General features: G+C 60.0%; 16 protein-coding genes and 2 pseudogenes. 13 read left to right on the top strand and 5 right to left on the bottom strand.

Features of this window, described 5'->3' with window-relative positions:
• The 11 genes and pseudogenes from C9413_RS15305 to C9413_RS15255 all read left to right on the top strand — a co-directional run.
• Positions 1 to 388 (top strand): annotated as a pseudogene (locus tag C9413_RS15305) (elongation factor G); the annotation flags it as partial.
• 628 nt (positions 389 to 1,016) lie between these two features.
• Positions 1,017 to 2,588 (top strand): signal recognition particle protein, encoded by a 1,572-nt coding sequence (gene ffh / locus C9413_RS15300; protein ID WP_039846406.1) that lies wholly within the window; start codon positions 1,017 to 1,019, stop codon positions 2,586 to 2,588.
• 16 nt (positions 2,589 to 2,604) lie between these two features.
• Positions 2,605 to 2,925: a chorismate mutase gene (locus tag C9413_RS15295; RefSeq protein WP_022717348.1), complete on the top strand. Its 321-nt coding sequence runs from the start codon at positions 2,605 to 2,607 to the stop codon at positions 2,923 to 2,925.
• Positions 2,926 to 2,975: 50 nt separating this feature from the next.
• Positions 2,976 to 3,344: a 30S ribosomal protein S16 gene (gene rpsP / locus C9413_RS15290; RefSeq protein WP_022717347.1), complete on the top strand. Its 369-nt coding sequence runs from the start codon at positions 2,976 to 2,978 to the stop codon at positions 3,342 to 3,344.
• A gap of 118 nt (positions 3,345 to 3,462) precedes the next feature.
• Complete coding sequence (rimM, locus tag C9413_RS15285; protein ID WP_028739973.1) at positions 3,463 to 4,032, top strand: ribosome maturation factor RimM; 570 nt, start codon at positions 3,463 to 3,465, stop codon at positions 4,030 to 4,032.
• Positions 4,033 to 4,039: 7 nt separating this feature from the next.
• Complete coding sequence (trmD, locus tag C9413_RS15280; RefSeq protein WP_039846407.1) at positions 4,040 to 4,720, top strand: tRNA (guanosine(37)-N1)-methyltransferase TrmD; 681 nt, start codon at positions 4,040 to 4,042, stop codon at positions 4,718 to 4,720.
• Between the two features lie 224 nt (positions 4,721 to 4,944).
• Positions 4,945 to 5,484, top strand: coding sequence for a 50S ribosomal protein L19 (gene rplS / locus C9413_RS15275; protein WP_039846408.1), 540 nt, complete (start codon positions 4,945 to 4,947; stop codon positions 5,482 to 5,484).
• 148 nt (positions 5,485 to 5,632) lie between these two features.
• On the top strand, positions 5,633 to 6,430 hold the full coding sequence (locus tag C9413_RS15270) for a basic amino acid ABC transporter substrate-binding protein (RefSeq protein WP_039846409.1): 798 nt from the start codon (positions 5,633 to 5,635) through the stop codon (positions 6,428 to 6,430).
• Positions 6,431 to 6,446: 16 nt separating this feature from the next.
• Positions 6,447 to 7,268, top strand: coding sequence for an amino acid ABC transporter permease (locus tag C9413_RS15265; protein ID WP_039846410.1), 822 nt, complete (start codon positions 6,447 to 6,449; stop codon positions 7,266 to 7,268).
• A 234-nt stretch (positions 7,269 to 7,502) separates the two neighbouring features.
• Complete coding sequence (gene leuC / locus C9413_RS15260) at positions 7,503 to 8,912, top strand: 3-isopropylmalate dehydratase large subunit (protein WP_039846411.1); 1,410 nt, start codon at positions 7,503 to 7,505, stop codon at positions 8,910 to 8,912.
• Between the two features lie 105 nt (positions 8,913 to 9,017).
• Complete coding sequence (locus C9413_RS15255) at positions 9,018 to 9,560, top strand: histidine phosphatase family protein (RefSeq protein ID WP_039846412.1); 543 nt, start codon at positions 9,018 to 9,020, stop codon at positions 9,558 to 9,560.
• Between the two features lie 53 nt (positions 9,561 to 9,613).
• Here C9413_RS15255 and C9413_RS15250 read toward each other — a convergent pair whose 3' ends face one another.
• Positions 9,614 to 10,444 carry an aldo/keto reductase gene (locus C9413_RS15250; protein WP_039846413.1) on the bottom strand — a complete coding sequence of 277 codons (831 nt, stop codon included), beginning with the start codon at positions 10,442 to 10,444 and terminating at the stop codon, positions 9,614 to 9,616.
• Between the two features lie 137 nt (positions 10,445 to 10,581).
• Positions 10,582 to 11,130, bottom strand: a complete 549-nt coding sequence (locus C9413_RS15245; protein ID WP_052451619.1) for a L,D-transpeptidase family protein — start codon at positions 11,128 to 11,130, stop codon at positions 10,582 to 10,584.
• Positions 11,131 to 11,274: 144 nt separating this feature from the next.
• Here C9413_RS15245 and C9413_RS15240 point away from each other — a divergent pair, with 144 nt between their 5' ends.
• Together C9413_RS15240 and C9413_RS15235 are read left to right on the top strand one after the other, a co-directional pair.
• On the top strand, positions 11,275 to 11,958 hold the full coding sequence (locus tag C9413_RS15240) for a response regulator transcription factor (RefSeq protein WP_170250604.1): 684 nt from the start codon (positions 11,275 to 11,277) through the stop codon (positions 11,956 to 11,958).
• Positions 11,959 to 11,971: 13 nt separating this feature from the next.
• Positions 11,972 to 12,427: a cyclic nucleotide-binding domain-containing protein gene (locus tag C9413_RS15235; RefSeq protein WP_039846415.1), complete on the top strand. Its 456-nt coding sequence runs from the start codon at positions 11,972 to 11,974 to the stop codon at positions 12,425 to 12,427.
• 3 nt (positions 12,428 to 12,430) lie between these two features.
• Here the strand turns inward: C9413_RS15235 and C9413_RS15230 are convergent, their stop codons facing one another.
• From C9413_RS15230 to C9413_RS15220, 3 genes and pseudogenes are all read right to left on the bottom strand, one after another.
• The gene (locus C9413_RS15230; protein ID WP_039846416.1) at positions 12,431 to 13,234 is read right to left on the bottom strand and encodes an exodeoxyribonuclease III; all 804 of its coding nucleotides are present in this window, start codon (positions 13,232 to 13,234) and stop codon (positions 12,431 to 12,433) included.
• A 117-nt stretch (positions 13,235 to 13,351) separates the two neighbouring features.
• The gene (locus C9413_RS15225; RefSeq protein WP_039846417.1) at positions 13,352 to 14,020 is read right to left on the bottom strand and encodes an outer membrane lipoprotein carrier protein LolA; all 669 of its coding nucleotides are present in this window, start codon (positions 14,018 to 14,020) and stop codon (positions 13,352 to 13,354) included.
• Between the two features lie 137 nt (positions 14,021 to 14,157).
• A pseudogene (locus C9413_RS15220) lies at positions 14,158 to 14,648 on the bottom strand (DNA translocase FtsK); the annotation flags it as partial.

The following is a 14,648-nucleotide window of genomic DNA, read 5'->3' as shown; positions in this document are numbered from 1 at the left end:
CTCCGTCGACAGCTCCGACTTCGCCTTTCGGGCAGCGGCACGGATGGGGGTGCGGCAGGCATTGTCAGAGGCAGCGGCTGTGCTGATGCAGCCGGTGGTGCGGGTCGAAATCCACATACCATCCATCTTTTCTGGCAGCATGGTGGCGATCGTCTCGGCACTCAAGGGCCAGGTGCTTGGCTTCGATCGCGATGAGAGCGCCAAAGGATGGGATGTCTTCCGGGCACTCGTTCCCGGTGCGGCGCTCGACGAACTGGCCCGGACGTTACGCTCCGCCACGCAAGGAATCGGATACTTCTCCAAAGCCTTCGATCACTTCGAGGAGATCTACGGCAAAGAGGCCGACGCAATCATCAGCGCACACGGTTCGGGATCGCACCCGAATTGAAACGCCACGCGGTAAATCTTGCCGGCTGCGCGTCAGCCGGACTTCAAACCGCGCCGTATCCGCCTCCCGTCGGCGTTGTGACGATAACCGCTCGCCGGCCGCAAGCCTCGCCTGATCGCACCGTCGTGCCTATCTTGACGGCACCGATGCGTTCAAAGGGGATAGGCACGCCCGCCTTGCGGCCGAGCAAATCGCGCATGCCCTGCACGGCTGGATCGCGATGGCTTAGGAATTTTCCAAGAGCAGCCGATGGCGGCCGAGGAGGCGTCCGGGCCGTGAAGGTGCTGCCGTAAATGCGATATTCATGGAGGCGGCATTTTTGATAGTGTCACTTGGGATTACACAAGCGGCACGTTGAAGGCTTCGCGACCCGGCAGTGCGGTCATTTGTCCGCATTCTCTTGACTTTGTCCGCACTTTCCTGTTTACCGCCGCTCATTCTGTAACGAGCTTCAAGACTCGAGCCGCCGACCGGGACCCGATAAGGTATAAAACGATCCCGGAGGTCCACACCCGACAGCGCGATGCGCCCTCGGGTGCTTTTTGGCTTTGCGTCTTGTTTTCGTCAATGAAAAGCACGACGTTTCCGGGCATGCCCATCCTGCCCGAAACGTATCAAGGAAGAGCCGATGTTTGAAAACCTCCAGGACCGTCTTGGATCCATTCTGAATGGACTGACAGGCCGTGGCGCGCTTTCGGAAGCCGATGTTTCGGCAGCGCTGCGCGAGGTTCGCCGTGCATTGCTGGAAGCCGACGTTGCACTCGATGTCGTACGCTCCTTCACCGACCGCGTGCGCGAAAAGGCCGTCGGCGCAGAGATATTGAAGGCGATCAAGCCGGGCCAGATGGTCGTAAAGATCGTTCATGACGAGCTGATCGAGATGCTGGGCGGCGAAGGCGCCGGCGTCGATCTTCACGCTGCCGCCCCCGTCGTGATCATGATGGTCGGCCTGCAGGGCTCCGGCAAGACGACGACGACGGCGAAGATCGCCCTCCGCCTGACGACGCGCGAGAAGAAGAGGGTGCTGATGGCATCGCTCGACACACGCCGTCCGGCAGCACAGGAGCAGCTTCGCCAGCTCGGCGCCCAGACCAATGTCGACACGCTTCCGGTCATCGCCGGCCAGTCACCGACGGATATCGCCGCGCGCGCCGTGCAGGCAGCCAAGCTCGGCGGCCATGACGTCGTCATCCTCGATACCGCCGGCCGTACGCATATCGATGAGCCCTTGATGGTCGAAATGGCCGACATCAAGAAGAAGTCGAACCCGCATGAAATCCTGCTGGTCGCGGACTCACTGACCGGCCAGGACGCCGTCAATCTGGCCCGCAATTTCGACGAGCGCGTCGGCATCACCGGCCTCGTGCTCACCCGTATGGACGGCGACGGCCGCGGCGGCGCGGCTCTTTCTATGCGCGCCGTCACCGGCAAGCCGATCAAGCTGATCGGCGTCGGCGAAAAGATGAGCGAGCTGGAAGAATTTCATCCCCGCCGCATCGCAGACCGTATTCTTGGCATGGGCGACATCATCTCGCTCGTCGAGCGCGCGGCGGAAAATATCGACGCCGAAAAGGCGGCCGCCATGGCCGCCAAGATGGCCAAGGGAAAATTCGACCTCAACGACCTCGCCGACCAGCTGCGCCAGATGCAGAAGATGGGCGGCATGGGCGGCATCATGAGCATGATGCCCGGCATGGCCGGTATGAAGGACAAGATGGCATCCGCCGGCCTGAATGACAGCCTCTTCGGCCGCCAGCTCGCGATCATCTCTTCGATGACGAAGGCTGAGCGCGCCAACCCGGACATCCTCAAGCATTCCCGCAAGAAGCGGATCGCCGCCGGCTCCGGCACCGACGCTGCCGACATCAACAAGTTGCTCAAGATGCACCGCCAGATGGCGGACATGATGAAGATGATGGGCGGCAAGGGCAAAGGCGGCATGATGAAGCAGCTGATGGGAGGTCTTGCCGGCAAGATGGGCCTTGGCGGCATGGGCGGGATGGGCTCCATGCCTGATCTTTCGAATATCGACCCCAAGCAGCTGGAAGCACTTCAAAAGCAGGCCGAAGCGGCGGGTCTTGGGAAGCCGGGCGGGGGCATGCCCGGTTTAGGTGGCGGCTTGCCGGGTCTTGGCGGGACAAAGCTGCCGGGTCTCGGCGGTGGTTTCCCGGGTCTGCCCGGATTGCCGAAGAAGAAGTGAAAGGATCGCCTGCCCCATGATTGATCCAGACGTCAAAGCCCAGCTCTCGAGCTACCGCCAGTCGATCGACAATATCGACGCTGCGCTCGTCCACATTCTGGCCGAACGCTTTCGCTGCACCAAAGAGGTCGGCGTTTTGAAAGCCAAGTACAAGTTGCCGCCTGCCGACCCGGCGCGCGAAGAATACCAGATCGCCCGACTTCGGCAGCTTGCCGAAGATGCGCATCTGGATCCGGATTTCGCCGAGAAGTTCTTGAACTTCGTCATCACGGAAGTCATCCGGCATCATGAGCAGATCGCTGCGGATCACGCTGAACAAGGCGCCGCAGCAAAATGAACCGATACCGCCTCACGAAGCGGTCAAGAAAAGCCTAAGGAGTAAATGACATGGCACTGAAAATTCGTCTCGCCCGCGGTGGTTCCAAGAAGCGCCCGTATTATCACGTTGTTGTTGCCGACGCCCGTTCGCCGCGCGATGGCCGCTTCCTCGAAAAGCTCGGTTCCTGGAATCCGATGCTGGCCAAGGACGACGCAAAGCGCGTTGAACTGAACGCCGAGCGCGTCAAGCACTGGCTCGACAACGGCGCGCAGCCGACCGACCGCGTTCTGCGCTTCCTCGACGAAGCCGGCGTTGCAAAGCGCGAGGCCAAGAACAACCCGGAAAAGGCAAAGCCGGGCAAGAAGGCCCAGGAACGCACTGCCGAGAGGGCTCAGAAAGCTGCCGACGCAGCTGAAGCCGCCGCTTCCGCAGAATAATCCCGGGATCATATCCCGATCGGACGGGCGGCATGGCGACATGCCGCCCGTTTTCATTTTCATTCCGGCAGACTTCGTTTATGAGAAGCCAGATTTCCGGCTTCACATGAAGGGCCCCATGACAAAGCTTGAAAACCCCGTACTGATGGCAACGATCGGCGGTGCGCAGGGCATCCGCGGCGAAGTGCGCGCCAAGGCTTATACGGCCGATCCGACGGCACTCGGCGACTATGGCCATTTGCACAGCATGGACGGGCGGACATTCGAGATCCTCGAAATCCGCGAGATGAAGAATGTCGTCGTCGTTCGATTCCGTGGCATCAACGACCGCAATGCGGCCGAGGCGCTCAACGGGCTGGAGCTCTACATCGAACGCGGCAACCTGCCGGACGACGAACTGGAGGAAGACGAATTTTTCTATGCCGATCTCGAAGGGCTGGAGGCAGTGGACGACAAGGGCGTCAGCTACGGCACCATTACCGGCGTTTTCGACTTCGGCGCGGGCGACCTGCTGGAGCTTAAGGGGCCGGGCAAGCGCCCCGTGCTCATCCCCTTCTCCGAAGCGTCGGTTCTCGAAATTGATCTCGAAGACGGCACAATCCTGATCGATCCGCTGGCAGCAGGTCTCGTCGATGATCCGCAGGAAATCTCCAAGCTTGCCTCCGGCAAGCCGAAGAAAAAGAAGTGAGATTGCCATGGGTTTCCGGGCGACCGTCCTTACTCTCTACCCGGAAATGTTTCCGGGGCATCTGAGCTATTCGCTCGCCGGCAAGGCAATGGAGCGAGGGCAATGGTCGCTGGATAGCGTGCAGATCCGGGATTTTGCGACCGATAAACACCGCACCGTCGACGACACGCCGGCAGGCGGTGGCGCCGGCATGGTGCTGAAGCCTGACGTGTTGGCGCGTGCGATCGACAGCACGTGCGAAAATGATGCTCGTCCGCGGCTTTTGATGAGCCCGCGCGGCAAGCCGCTGACGCAGGAACGGGTGCGCGAGCTTGCGACGGGCCAGGGCGTGATCATCGTCTGCGGCCGTTTTGAAGGCGTTGATCAGCGGGTGATCGATGCGCGGAAGCTTGAAGAAATTTCGATCGGCGATTACGTGCTTTCGGGCGGCGAGCCCGCTGCCTTGGTCGTTCTCGACACGATCGTGCGCATCCTGCCAGGCGTCATGGGCAATGATCTTTCCGGCCTGCATGAGAGTTTCGAAGGCGGGTTGCTGGAGCATCCGCACTACACCCGGCCGCAGGAATGGGAAGGTCGCGAAATTCCGGCGATCCTGACGTCCGGCAATCACGGCGCCATCGAAAAATGGCGACACGAGCAGGCGGTTGCCTTGACAAAGGAAAGGCGACCGGACCTTCTGAAGGACTGAAAGCCGGAAAATCCGTGCCTCCGTCTTACAAAAATGCCGTCCAAGGGATGACAAGGCCCAGGCTTTCGTGTAGTAGCGCACGCGGAAATGGGGCTAGCCCCGTCTGCCAGCAAACAAAGAATGGCGAATCCGCTCCCGCCCCAGAAGGGCAAAATCCCGAGGCAATCCCAAAGGATCACGTGTCGAGCGCTCTGGCTGTTTCAGAAGAACCAAAGGTTAAGACGATGAACATCATTCAGCAGCTCGAGGCCGAACAGGCCGCCAAGATCGAAGCCAAGCGCACGCTTCCGGAATTCTCCCCGGGCGACACGCTCCGCGTCAACGTCAAGGTTACGGAAGGCAACCGTACCCGTGTTCAGGCCTATGAAGGCGTCTGCATCGCCCGCTCCGGCGGCGGCCTGCAGGAAAACTTTACGGTCCGCAAGATTTCCTACGGCGAAGGCGTCGAGCGCGTATTCCCGATCTATTCTCCGATGATCGAAAGTGTCGAAGTCGTTCGCCGCGGTAAGGTCCGCCGTGCGAAGCTCTACTACCTGCGCGACCGTCGCGGCAAGTCCGCGCGTATTGTTGAGAACACCGGCACCCGCGCCCGCAAGCTCAACGACGCCGAGCGCGCTGCTGTTGCCGAGGAAAAGGCACGGATCGAAGCCGAAAAGGTTGCAGCAGCTCAGGCTCTCGCAGCCGAAAAGGCAGCAGCCGAAGCCGCAGAAGCAAAGGCAGCAGCTGATGCTGCAGCAGCCGCTGCAGAGCCCACAGCAGAATAAGCTCTCGGAACGCAAAATTCTTTGCATGAAAAGGCGGTCTTCGGGCCGCCTTTTCTGTTTTGGCTCCGCGGCATCGGGGCCGATGCTCTTGCCATCGGCTTCGCAACTATGACAATTTCCCCTAGCCACATTTCATTGGAGATTTCTGATGCCGTTCCGCCGCACCATTCTTGCAGGCCTCGCCGCTCTCGTTCTTTCGCCATTGGCGGCCCTTGGTGCCGATCTGCCGGATCTTGGCGGCAAGACGGTGGTCGTCGTTACCGAGAATGCCTATCCGCCGCTGCAGTTCGTCGACCCCAAGTCCGGCAATCAGATCGGCTGGGAATATGACGCGATGAACGAGATCGCCAAGCGGCTGAACTTCAGGGTCGAATATCAGAACACGAGCTGGGACGCGATGATCCAGGCTGTCTCCGACGATCAGTACAACATCGGCATGACCGGCATCACCATTAAGGACGACCGCAAGCAGAAAGTGGATTTCTCCGATCCTTACATGCGCTCGCAGCAATTCATGCTGGTCCGGGGCGATGAGAGTCGCTTCACGGACGCGAAGACCTTCGGTGAGTTCAAGGACGGCCTCGTAGGCGCGCAACCGGGCACCTCGCCTTTCTACACGGCCGTGTATGAAATCCTTGACGGCAACGAGCAGAATCCGCGGATCAAGCTCTTCGAAACCTTCGGCGCGACGGTCCAGGCGCTCAAGGCCGGAGATGTCGATGTGGTGCTGACGGACAGCGTTGCCGCGAAGGGGTATGTCGATGCCTCGAACGGCAAGCTCAAGGTGATCGGCGGCCCGCTCGGCACTGAGGATTTCGGCTTCATCTTCCCGAAGGGCTCCGATCTCGTTGCCCCCGTCAACGCCGCGATCGCCGCATTGAAAGCCGATGGCACGCTCGACGCACTGAACAAGAAGTGGTTCCTCGACTACAAGATGGGCGAATGATGCAGGTCAGCCGCTGATGGCCCTGCAGCCTTCTCCTGCCGGAAATCTCAAGGGCGACTATCCGTGGTGGCTGGTCGCCCTTGCGACGATCGGCGTCATCCTTGCGATCGTCATCGTCACCAACGGCATCTACGCGCAGGTCTTCCGCACCGTCGTCAACGGCGTATGGGTCACCGTCTTCGTGACGTTGGTCGCCTTTGCGCTGGCGACATTGCTTGGCCTCGGCATCGCTCTTCTGGGGCTTTCCGATAGCGTCGCGCTGCGCCAAGCATCCCGCTTCTATATCGAGATCATCCGCGGCATCCCAATGCTCGTGCTGCTCTTTTACGTGGCCTTTGTCGGCGCTCCGGGCATTGTCGCCGCCTATAATTTCCTGATCACGCCATTTGTGAAAGCCGGATTGGCGGAACCGATTTTCGTGCGTGACCTATCACTGATGTGGCGTGCGATCATCGCCCTGATGATCGGGTATTCCTCTTTTATTGCCGAGATTTTCCGCGCCGGCATCCAATCTGTCGACCATGGACAGGTCGAAGCGGCAAAGGCGCTGGGCCTGTCGCGCTACCACCGCTTCCGGCTGGTTGTCTTTCCGCAGGCGATCCTTGTCATCTTTCCGCCGCTGTCGAACGACTTCGTCTCGATGGTGAAGGACAGCTCCCTCGTTTCGGTGCTCGGCGTTTCCGACGTCACGCAGATGGGCAAGGTCTACGCCTCCGGCTCCTTCCGCTTCTTCGAGACCTATTCGATCGTCACCTATATCTATCTGATCCTGACGATCGGTTTGTCGCTCGCACTGCGGCAGATCGAGCAGCGGATGCGCAAAGCTCACAGCCGGTAGCGCTGACATGATTGCCGTTTGCGAGAAAAATCGCTATATGCAGGCCCATGGAAAGCAAATTCAGGTGCATTGGCGCGCATATTTTTGTGCTGCAGGATCATTATCGCCTGCCGGCACGCTTCTTTGCGACCGTTTCCGGTGCGCTCAACAGCCGACTTCGTTGATCGAATGATGGCCGGCGGGCCTTGCCGCCTATTCCTTTTCCCATTGCATCCAAAAACGGACTGAAATGCCATGAGCGCACCGCGTACCCTTTACGACAAGATCTGGGACGACCACCTGGTCGACGAACAGGCAGACGGCACCTGTCTTCTCTACATCGACCGCCATCTGGTCCACGAAGTGACCTCTCCGCAGGCGTTCGAAGGCCTGCGGATGACCGGCCGCAAGGTTCGTGCTCCCGAAAAGACGCTTGCCGTCGTCGATCATAACGTTCCGACCTCGCCTGATCGCCATCTCGGCATCAAGAACGAGGAGAGCCGCATCCAGGTCGAGCAGCTTGCCAAGAACGCTGCCGAGTTCAAAGTCGAATATTACTCCGAGAACGACAAGCGACAGGGCATCGTGCACATCATCGGGCCGGAACAGGGCTTCACCCTTCCGGGCATGACGATCGTCTGCGGCGACAGCCATACGTCGACGCACGGCGCCTTCGGCTCGCTCGCCCACGGCATCGGCACGTCCGAGGTCGAGCACGTCCTGGCAACACAGACGTTGATCCAGAAAAAGGCGAAGAACATGCTGGTGCAGGTCGACGGAAAGCTTCCGGCCGGCGTCACCGCCAAGGACATCGTTCTCGCGATAATCGGCGAAATCGGCACGGCCGGCGGTACCGGCTACGTCATCGAATATGCCGGCGAAGCGATCCGTGCGCTGTCGATGGAAGGCCGCATGACGATCTGCAACATGTCGATCGAAGGCGGCGCCCGCGCCGGCCTGATAGCGCCCGACGATACGACCTTCGAATACATAAAGGGCAAGCCGCGCGCGCCGAAGGGCGAGGCCCTGGAACAGGCGATTGCCTATTGGAGGACGCTGAAGTCCGACGAAGGCGCACATTTCGACCGCATCGTGAAGCTCAACGCCGCCGAACTGCCGCCCATCGTCTCCTGGGGCTCTTCGCCGGAGGACGTCGTCTCGGTTCAGGGCGTCGTTCCGAACCCGGACGAGATCCAGGACGAAACCAAGCGAGCCTCCAAGTGGCGCGCACTTGACTACATGGGCTTGAGGCCAGGCACGCCGATCACCGAGATCAACATCGATCGCGTCTTCATCGGCTCCTGCACCAACGGCCGTATCGAAGATCTTCGAGCGGTTGCCAAGGTCGTCGAAGGCAGGACCGTTGCTTCGACCGTCGCCGCGATGATCGTTCCCGGCTCCGGCCTCGTGAAGGAACAGGCCGAAGCCGAAGGCCTCGACAAGATCTTCAAGGCAGCCGGTTTCGACTGGCGTGAGCCGGGCTGCTCCATGTGTCTCGCCATGAACGACGACCGCCTGAAGCCGGGCGAGCGCTGCGCCTCGACGTCCAACCGCAACTTTGAAGGCCGTCAGGGCTTCAAGGGCCGCACGCACCTCGTTTCGCCGGCCATGGCTGCCGCTGCTGCAATCGCTGGCCATTTCGTCGATATCCGCGAGTGGAACTGACGGATATTGCCTCCCTCTCGATCCGAGAGGGAGGCATGCCATCTTAAGAAGACAAGATGCGCATTCGGTGAGACAATAGTCTCCTGCCCTTTTCAGGTGAGCGGCATGAATGCGTCAAAAAAGTCTTCGCCGAAGTCCCTTCGCCTTTTTCTTCTGCGCCACGCAAAATCCGCTTGGCCGGACGATGTCGCAGACCACGACCGCCCGCTTGCGAAGCGCGGGCGAAAGGCCGCGCCCTTGATCGGCGCCTACATGACGCGCGAAAAGCTCTTCCCCGAGCTCGCCCTGGTGTCGACGGCGCGGCGCGCCCAGGAAACATGGAAGCGTGTAGCGAAAAAACTTTCCGCCTCGACTGTGGAACGCGATGTGCCGGATTTATACGAAGCCTCGGCAACGCGCATTGTCGGCCTCCTCCAAAAGATTGAGCCGTCGGTCCGAACGGTCATGCTTGTCGGACACAATCCCGGTTTTCAGGACCTCGCGAACAATCTCGTCGGCAAGGGCGATCCGGAGGCCTGCGCACGCTTGAAGGAGAAATTCGCCACCGCCGGCATGGCGATCATCGCGTTCGAGGAAGATAGCTGGGCGGATATATCGCCCGGAAGCGGACGTCTCGAGCGCTTCGTGACACCGCGTGAACTCAGGTGAGCAACGTCTCCTCCTCCCCGCAATGGTGGAGGAGGAGATGGAAGGTCTCTTGATCAGAACGTTGCCGTATAGGGCTCGGGTCCCATGCGGGCATTCCTGTCGTCAAGCTTGGCAATCGCTGCCATGTCCCCGGCATCGAGCTTGAAATCGAACACCTTGAAGTTCTCCTCGATGCGCGACGGCGTCACCGACTTGGGGATCACGACAAGACCGCTATCGATATGCCAGCGGATGATGACCTGTGCCGGTGTCTTGCTGTGCTTCTTGGCGATTTCACCGATAACCGGGTTGGCAATGAATTTTCCCTGACCGAGCGGACTCCAAGATTCGGTAACGATATTGAGTTTCCGGTGCGCGTCCTGCGCCGCCTTCTGCTGAAAATCCGGGTGGAGTTCGATCTGGTTGATGACCGGAACCACGCCGGTATCGCCAATGATGTGATCCAGATGATCCGGATAGAAGTTGGAGACGCCGATCGAACGAGCACGCCCTTCTTCCCTGATCTTGACGAAAGCCTTCCAGGTTTCGCGATAGAGTCCGCGGTGCGGCGACGGCCAGTGGATCAGGTAGAGATCGACATATTCGGTGCCAAGCTTCTTCAGGCTGCCCTCGAAGGCGCGCAGAGCGCCGTCGTAACCCTGGTCGGTGTTACGAAGCTTTGTCGTGATGAAAACATCCTTGCGATCGAGACCGGAGGAACGCACGCCCTCGCCGACACCCTCTTCGTTGTCGTAGCCCGAAGCCGTGTCGATATGGCGGTAACCGGCTTCAAGGGCCTTGCGGACTGTCGGAGCCGCAACCTCCTGTGGCGTCTGCCATACGCCGAGGCCGACCTGGGGAATGGAATGTCCGTCATGGAAAGTGATGATGGGTTGATTGGCCACAAAATATCTCCGGAAGTTTGAAGGATTGGAGGGGCATGAAATTGAATCCGCGAGCGGATTTCCCGGCATGCCATTCAGCCTGAGCGCCGGTCAAAACGGATATAGGAGACAGTGCGCAGATTATCACCCCTCATGCCTCAGAGAACGCGTACGACCGTCCCCTTGCGAATGTGCGGCAAAAGCCGGCGCATGTCGCGCGGGTGGACGGCGAGGCAACCTGCTGTCGGCTCATAGCCCGGCCTGATGAGATGGAAGAAGATGGCCGATCCCCGATTGCGGGCGCGGGATGTGATATTCCAATCCATGACGAGACATATGTCGTAGAGTCCGTCCTTGCGCTTCAGCTCTTCATGGCTTGGACGGAAGGGCGCTCTGACGAGGCGATTGTAGTTCGGATCGCCGGGCTGGTCGCACCACAGCATGTCCTGACGGATGCGCCGGAGCAAGAGCGGTGTTTCGAGGCGGCTCAGGCGTTCGCCGCGGCAAAATCCGTAAAGTAGCTTCATTGAAGCAATCGGCGTTGCACCGTCGCCCTCACGCTTCAAGATGGTGCGGCCGGAACGTCCGATTGCGGCGGGAAGGACGAAAGAACCGCATTGAACCAGTGCGCGGCTTTGCCTGCCGGGCGCGGGACGCACAATAATGGTGGATGATACCGTTCTTGCGCTTCGCCTTGTTTTCTCCATTTTTCTCACATGTTTTTGTTTTGCTTGGGAGTTCGATTGAAATCACATCGGCCCTGGCCCGGCAACAGCGCGTCTCCCGGTCTTTGCCAGCGATCGAAATATGGCGTAGGACTTGATGAGACGGAATCTGAGGAACAGAACCGCATGACCGCACGCACCATTCTACTGGTGGATGACGACAACGACCTTCGCGAAACCCTGACGGAGCAGCTTGCGCTCTATGATGAGTTCACGGTGCTGCAGGAGGCGACGGCCGGCAAGGGCATACAAGCTGCGCGCAACACGCCTGTCGATCTGCTGATCATGGATGTCGGGCTGCCGGATACGGACGGACGCGAAGCAGTGAAGCTGCTGCGCAAGGGCGGCTTCAAGGCGCCGATCATCATGCTGACCGGACACGATACGGATTCAGATACGATCCTCGGCTTGGAGGCCGGAGCCATCGACTACGTACCCAAGCCGTTCCGCTTCTCGGTGCGTTTGGCGCGCATCCGCGTCCAGCTTCGGCAGCACGAACAGAGCGAGGACGCGACCTTCACAGTCGGACCCTATCTCTTCAAGCCGAGCCAGAAGCTGTTGACCACCGAAAACGGCCAGAAGATTCGCCTCACGGAGAAGGAAGCGGCGATCATCCGCTATCTCTATCGCGCGGAACAGAAGGTCGTCACCCGGGACGTCCTTCTCGAAGAGGTGTGGGGCTACAATTCCGGCGTGACGACCCATACACTCGAAACGCACGTCTACCGCCTGCGCCAGAAGATCGAGCGCGATCCCTCAAACGCTGAAATCCTGGTAACAGAAAACGGCGGCTACAAGATCGTACCGTAGGGCAAAGAGCCGCATGGCGCTGACAGACGATATCAACATGCTTTCGCAGCAGCCGCTCTTCAAAGGCATGTCCGCCGACCAGTTGCGGCTGGTCGCCTTCGGCGCCGACCGGCGTTTGATTTCCACCGGGCAGATGCTTTTCCGCGAAGGATCACCGGCAGAAAGCGCTTATGTCGTCGCCAGCGGCGCGCTGGAGCTCAGCACGACGGGCCCAGATGGCCATCCCAAGGTCGAGCGCATCGCGGGCCAGGGCACGTTGCTGTCCGAACTCGCTCTGGTGACGCTGGTGGAGCGCAAATTCACCGCCGTGGCACGGGAGGATTCCAGCGTCATCCGAATCACGCGAGCGCTCTTTTACAGGCTGATCGAGGAATATCCAGATGCGGCCCGCCTCATAGAAAGCCGCATTCGCGATAACATCGCGGAATTGGCGGCACGGGCGAGCGCACAGCTTCACCGCTTTTCGTAGATCTCAGAGGTTGAAATGCGCGGTGACGGGCACGTGATCGGACGGACGGTCCCATCCGCGAGCCTCCTTCAGGATGTCGATGCGCTGGAGCAGCGGGCCGAGGTCCGATGACGACCATATATGATCGAGGCGGCGGCCGCGATCGGCAGCCTCCCAGTCCTTGGCGCGGTAACTCCACCAGGTATAGAGCTTCTCGTGCGACGGCACGTGCTGGCGCATGAGATCAAGCCAGGCTCCGCGCTTCATCGCCTCCAGTAGACCCTCGGTTTCGACCGGCGTATGGCTGACGATCTTCAGCATCTGCTTGTGCGACCAGACGTCGTGCTCGAGCGGCGCAATGTTGAGATCGCCGACGAGGACCGCCGAGGTATTCGCTTCGCCGTTGGCCTTCAGCAGCTTCATTTCCTCGACAAAATCCAGCTTATGGGCGAACTTCGGATTGATGGCCGGGTCCGGCTCGTCGCCGCCGGCGGGAACATAGAAATTATGCAGCCGGACGCGGCGCCCTCCACGCTCGAAGACCGCCGAGATATGGCGCGCGTGGCCGACATTTCCGTAGTCCAGGCGATGATCCTCCTGGAGCGGGATGCGCGAGGCGATAGCGACACCATGGTAGCCCTTCTGGCCATGCACGATGATGTGGTCATAACCCATGGCGCGCAGAGGGGCCGCCGGAAAGAGCTCGTTTGGAACCTTGGTTTCCTGCAGGCAGAGGATATCCGGCTTATGCTTGAGGACGAACTGCTCGACGATCGGCATGCGCAGCCGCACCGAATTGATGTTCCAGGTGGTAATCGAGAAGCTCATGCCATTGCCTTTCAACGGGACTGGAAAGGCCTTAGAGCAAAGGGGCTGTTGATGGAACGTCCACAAGCAAAAATGCCCGGCTTTCACCGGGCGTTTTTCACAGAAAGTCATATGGCATCAGTCACGGGAAGCGGCAGTGCCTGGAATGCTTTCGTACGGCACTCTGAAGACCTTCTGATCAAACTGAACGCCGGTCCTGACATTGAATACCATCACGGACGTGTCCTTGCCCTGATTGTCGGTGATCGTCCACTGACGCAGATCGTAGGTCTTCGGATCGAACATCATCGTGATCGTCGAATTGCCGAAGATCGTCTTATTGCCAAGCGCAATCGTCGTCAGGTCCGATTCTTCCCTTACGCTCTTTACCGAACCGTCCGACAGGTTGATCCTCCGTGCAAGCAGCAGGCTGAGCGGCGTCTTGGAAAGCGGATAGAGGCTCCAGGTCTTCAGCTTCAGGTTACCGACCGCAACATTCCGGCCGTCCGAGATCACCCGGATCGGCGACGGATCGTTATAGTTGAAGCGCAGCTTGCCGGGACGCTCGATGAAGAATTTGCCGCCCGTCTGCTCGCCGCGCGGTCCGAACTGCACGAATTCGCCCTGCATGGTGGCTACGTTGGAGAAATGGTTGGCAATCGCCTGTGCCGTCGAAGAACCGCCGGCCGCTGCCTGCGCGAAGGCGTCGAAAGGCGCTGCAGCCGAAACAGCCGCGAGAGCCATGGCGCCGAGAAGTTGACGGCGGTTCAGCAGCAAGCCACTGGAATGGAAATCGGAGTTGGTCATCTAGGTCTCCTATGATGCGACCTGCATGCTGCCGAAAGGCGGCGTCTTCATGGCGCAGAAGCATCGCTGCAGAAGGTAACGTTTCCGAGGCGATCAGGTTTCCGTGAAGTCATTGCCCCGGCAGATTTTTTCAGCCTCTAGCGATCGAGGATATCGCCTTCGGTCGGAACCAGGATTTCGCGCTTGCCTGCGTGGTTTGCAGGTCCGATGACGCCTTCCTGCTCCATGCGCTCGATCAATGATGCGGCTCGGTTGTAACCGATGCCGAGACGACGCTGGATATAGGACGTCGAGGCCTTGCCGTCGCGAAGCACGATGGCGACCGCCTGGTCGTAGGGATCGTCGGAATCCGACAGATTGGACGTCCCCGCCGGACCGCCGTATCATCGTCCTCCTCGTCATCAGCGGTGATCGCATCGAGATATTGCGGTGCGCCCTGGGTCTTCAGATAGGAAACGATCTCCTCGACTTCCATATCAGCCACGAAGGGGCCATGGACGCGCTGAATGCGCCCGCCGCCAGCCATATAGAGCATAGCGCCCATGCCGAGCAGCTGCTCGGCGCCCTGTTCGCCAAGGATCGGGCGGCTGTCGAGCTTCCACGGGACCTGGACGGAGATGGCGGTCGG

The sequence above is a fragment of the Rhizobium sp. SEMIA 4085 genome, from assembly GCF_013004495.1.
GTDB classification, from domain to species: Bacteria; Pseudomonadota; Alphaproteobacteria; order Rhizobiales; family Rhizobiaceae; genus Rhizobium; species Rhizobium gallicum.
This window is presented reverse-complemented; position numbering and strand designations above follow the sequence as displayed.

Coding starts and splice junctions, on each gene's coding strand:
- ffh (WP_039846406.1), top strand. CDS start 1,017: ATGTTTGAAAACCTCCAGGACCGTCTTGGATCCATTCTGAATGGACTG.
- C9413_RS15295 (WP_022717348.1), top strand. CDS start 2,605: ATGATTGATCCAGACGTCAAAGCCCAGCTCTCGAGCTACCGCCAGTCG.
- rpsP (WP_022717347.1), top strand. CDS start 2,976: ATGGCACTGAAAATTCGTCTCGCCCGCGGTGGTTCCAAGAAGCGCCCG.
- rimM (WP_028739973.1), top strand. CDS start 3,463: ATGACAAAGCTTGAAAACCCCGTACTGATGGCAACGATCGGCGGTGCG.
- trmD (WP_039846407.1), top strand. CDS start 4,040: ATGGGTTTCCGGGCGACCGTCCTTACTCTCTACCCGGAAATGTTTCCG.
- rplS (WP_039846408.1), top strand. CDS start 4,945: ATGAACATCATTCAGCAGCTCGAGGCCGAACAGGCCGCCAAGATCGAA.
- C9413_RS15270 (WP_039846409.1), top strand. CDS start 5,633: ATGCCGTTCCGCCGCACCATTCTTGCAGGCCTCGCCGCTCTCGTTCTT.
- C9413_RS15265 (WP_039846410.1), top strand. CDS start 6,447: ATGGCCCTGCAGCCTTCTCCTGCCGGAAATCTCAAGGGCGACTATCCG.
- leuC (WP_039846411.1), top strand. CDS start 7,503: ATGAGCGCACCGCGTACCCTTTACGACAAGATCTGGGACGACCACCTG.
- C9413_RS15255 (WP_039846412.1), top strand. CDS start 9,018: ATGAATGCGTCAAAAAAGTCTTCGCCGAAGTCCCTTCGCCTTTTTCTT.
- C9413_RS15245 (WP_052451619.1), bottom strand. CDS start 11,130: ATGGAGAAAACAAGGCGAAGCGCAAGAACGGTATCATCCACCATTATT.
- C9413_RS15240 (WP_170250604.1), top strand. CDS start 11,275: ATGACCGCACGCACCATTCTACTGGTGGATGACGACAACGACCTTCGC.
- C9413_RS15235 (WP_039846415.1), top strand. CDS start 11,972: ATGGCGCTGACAGACGATATCAACATGCTTTCGCAGCAGCCGCTCTTC.
- C9413_RS15230 (WP_039846416.1), bottom strand. CDS start 13,234: ATGAGCTTCTCGATTACCACCTGGAACATCAATTCGGTGCGGCTGCGC.
- C9413_RS15225 (WP_039846417.1), bottom strand. CDS start 14,020: ATGACCAACTCCGATTTCCATTCCAGTGGCTTGCTGCTGAACCGCCGT.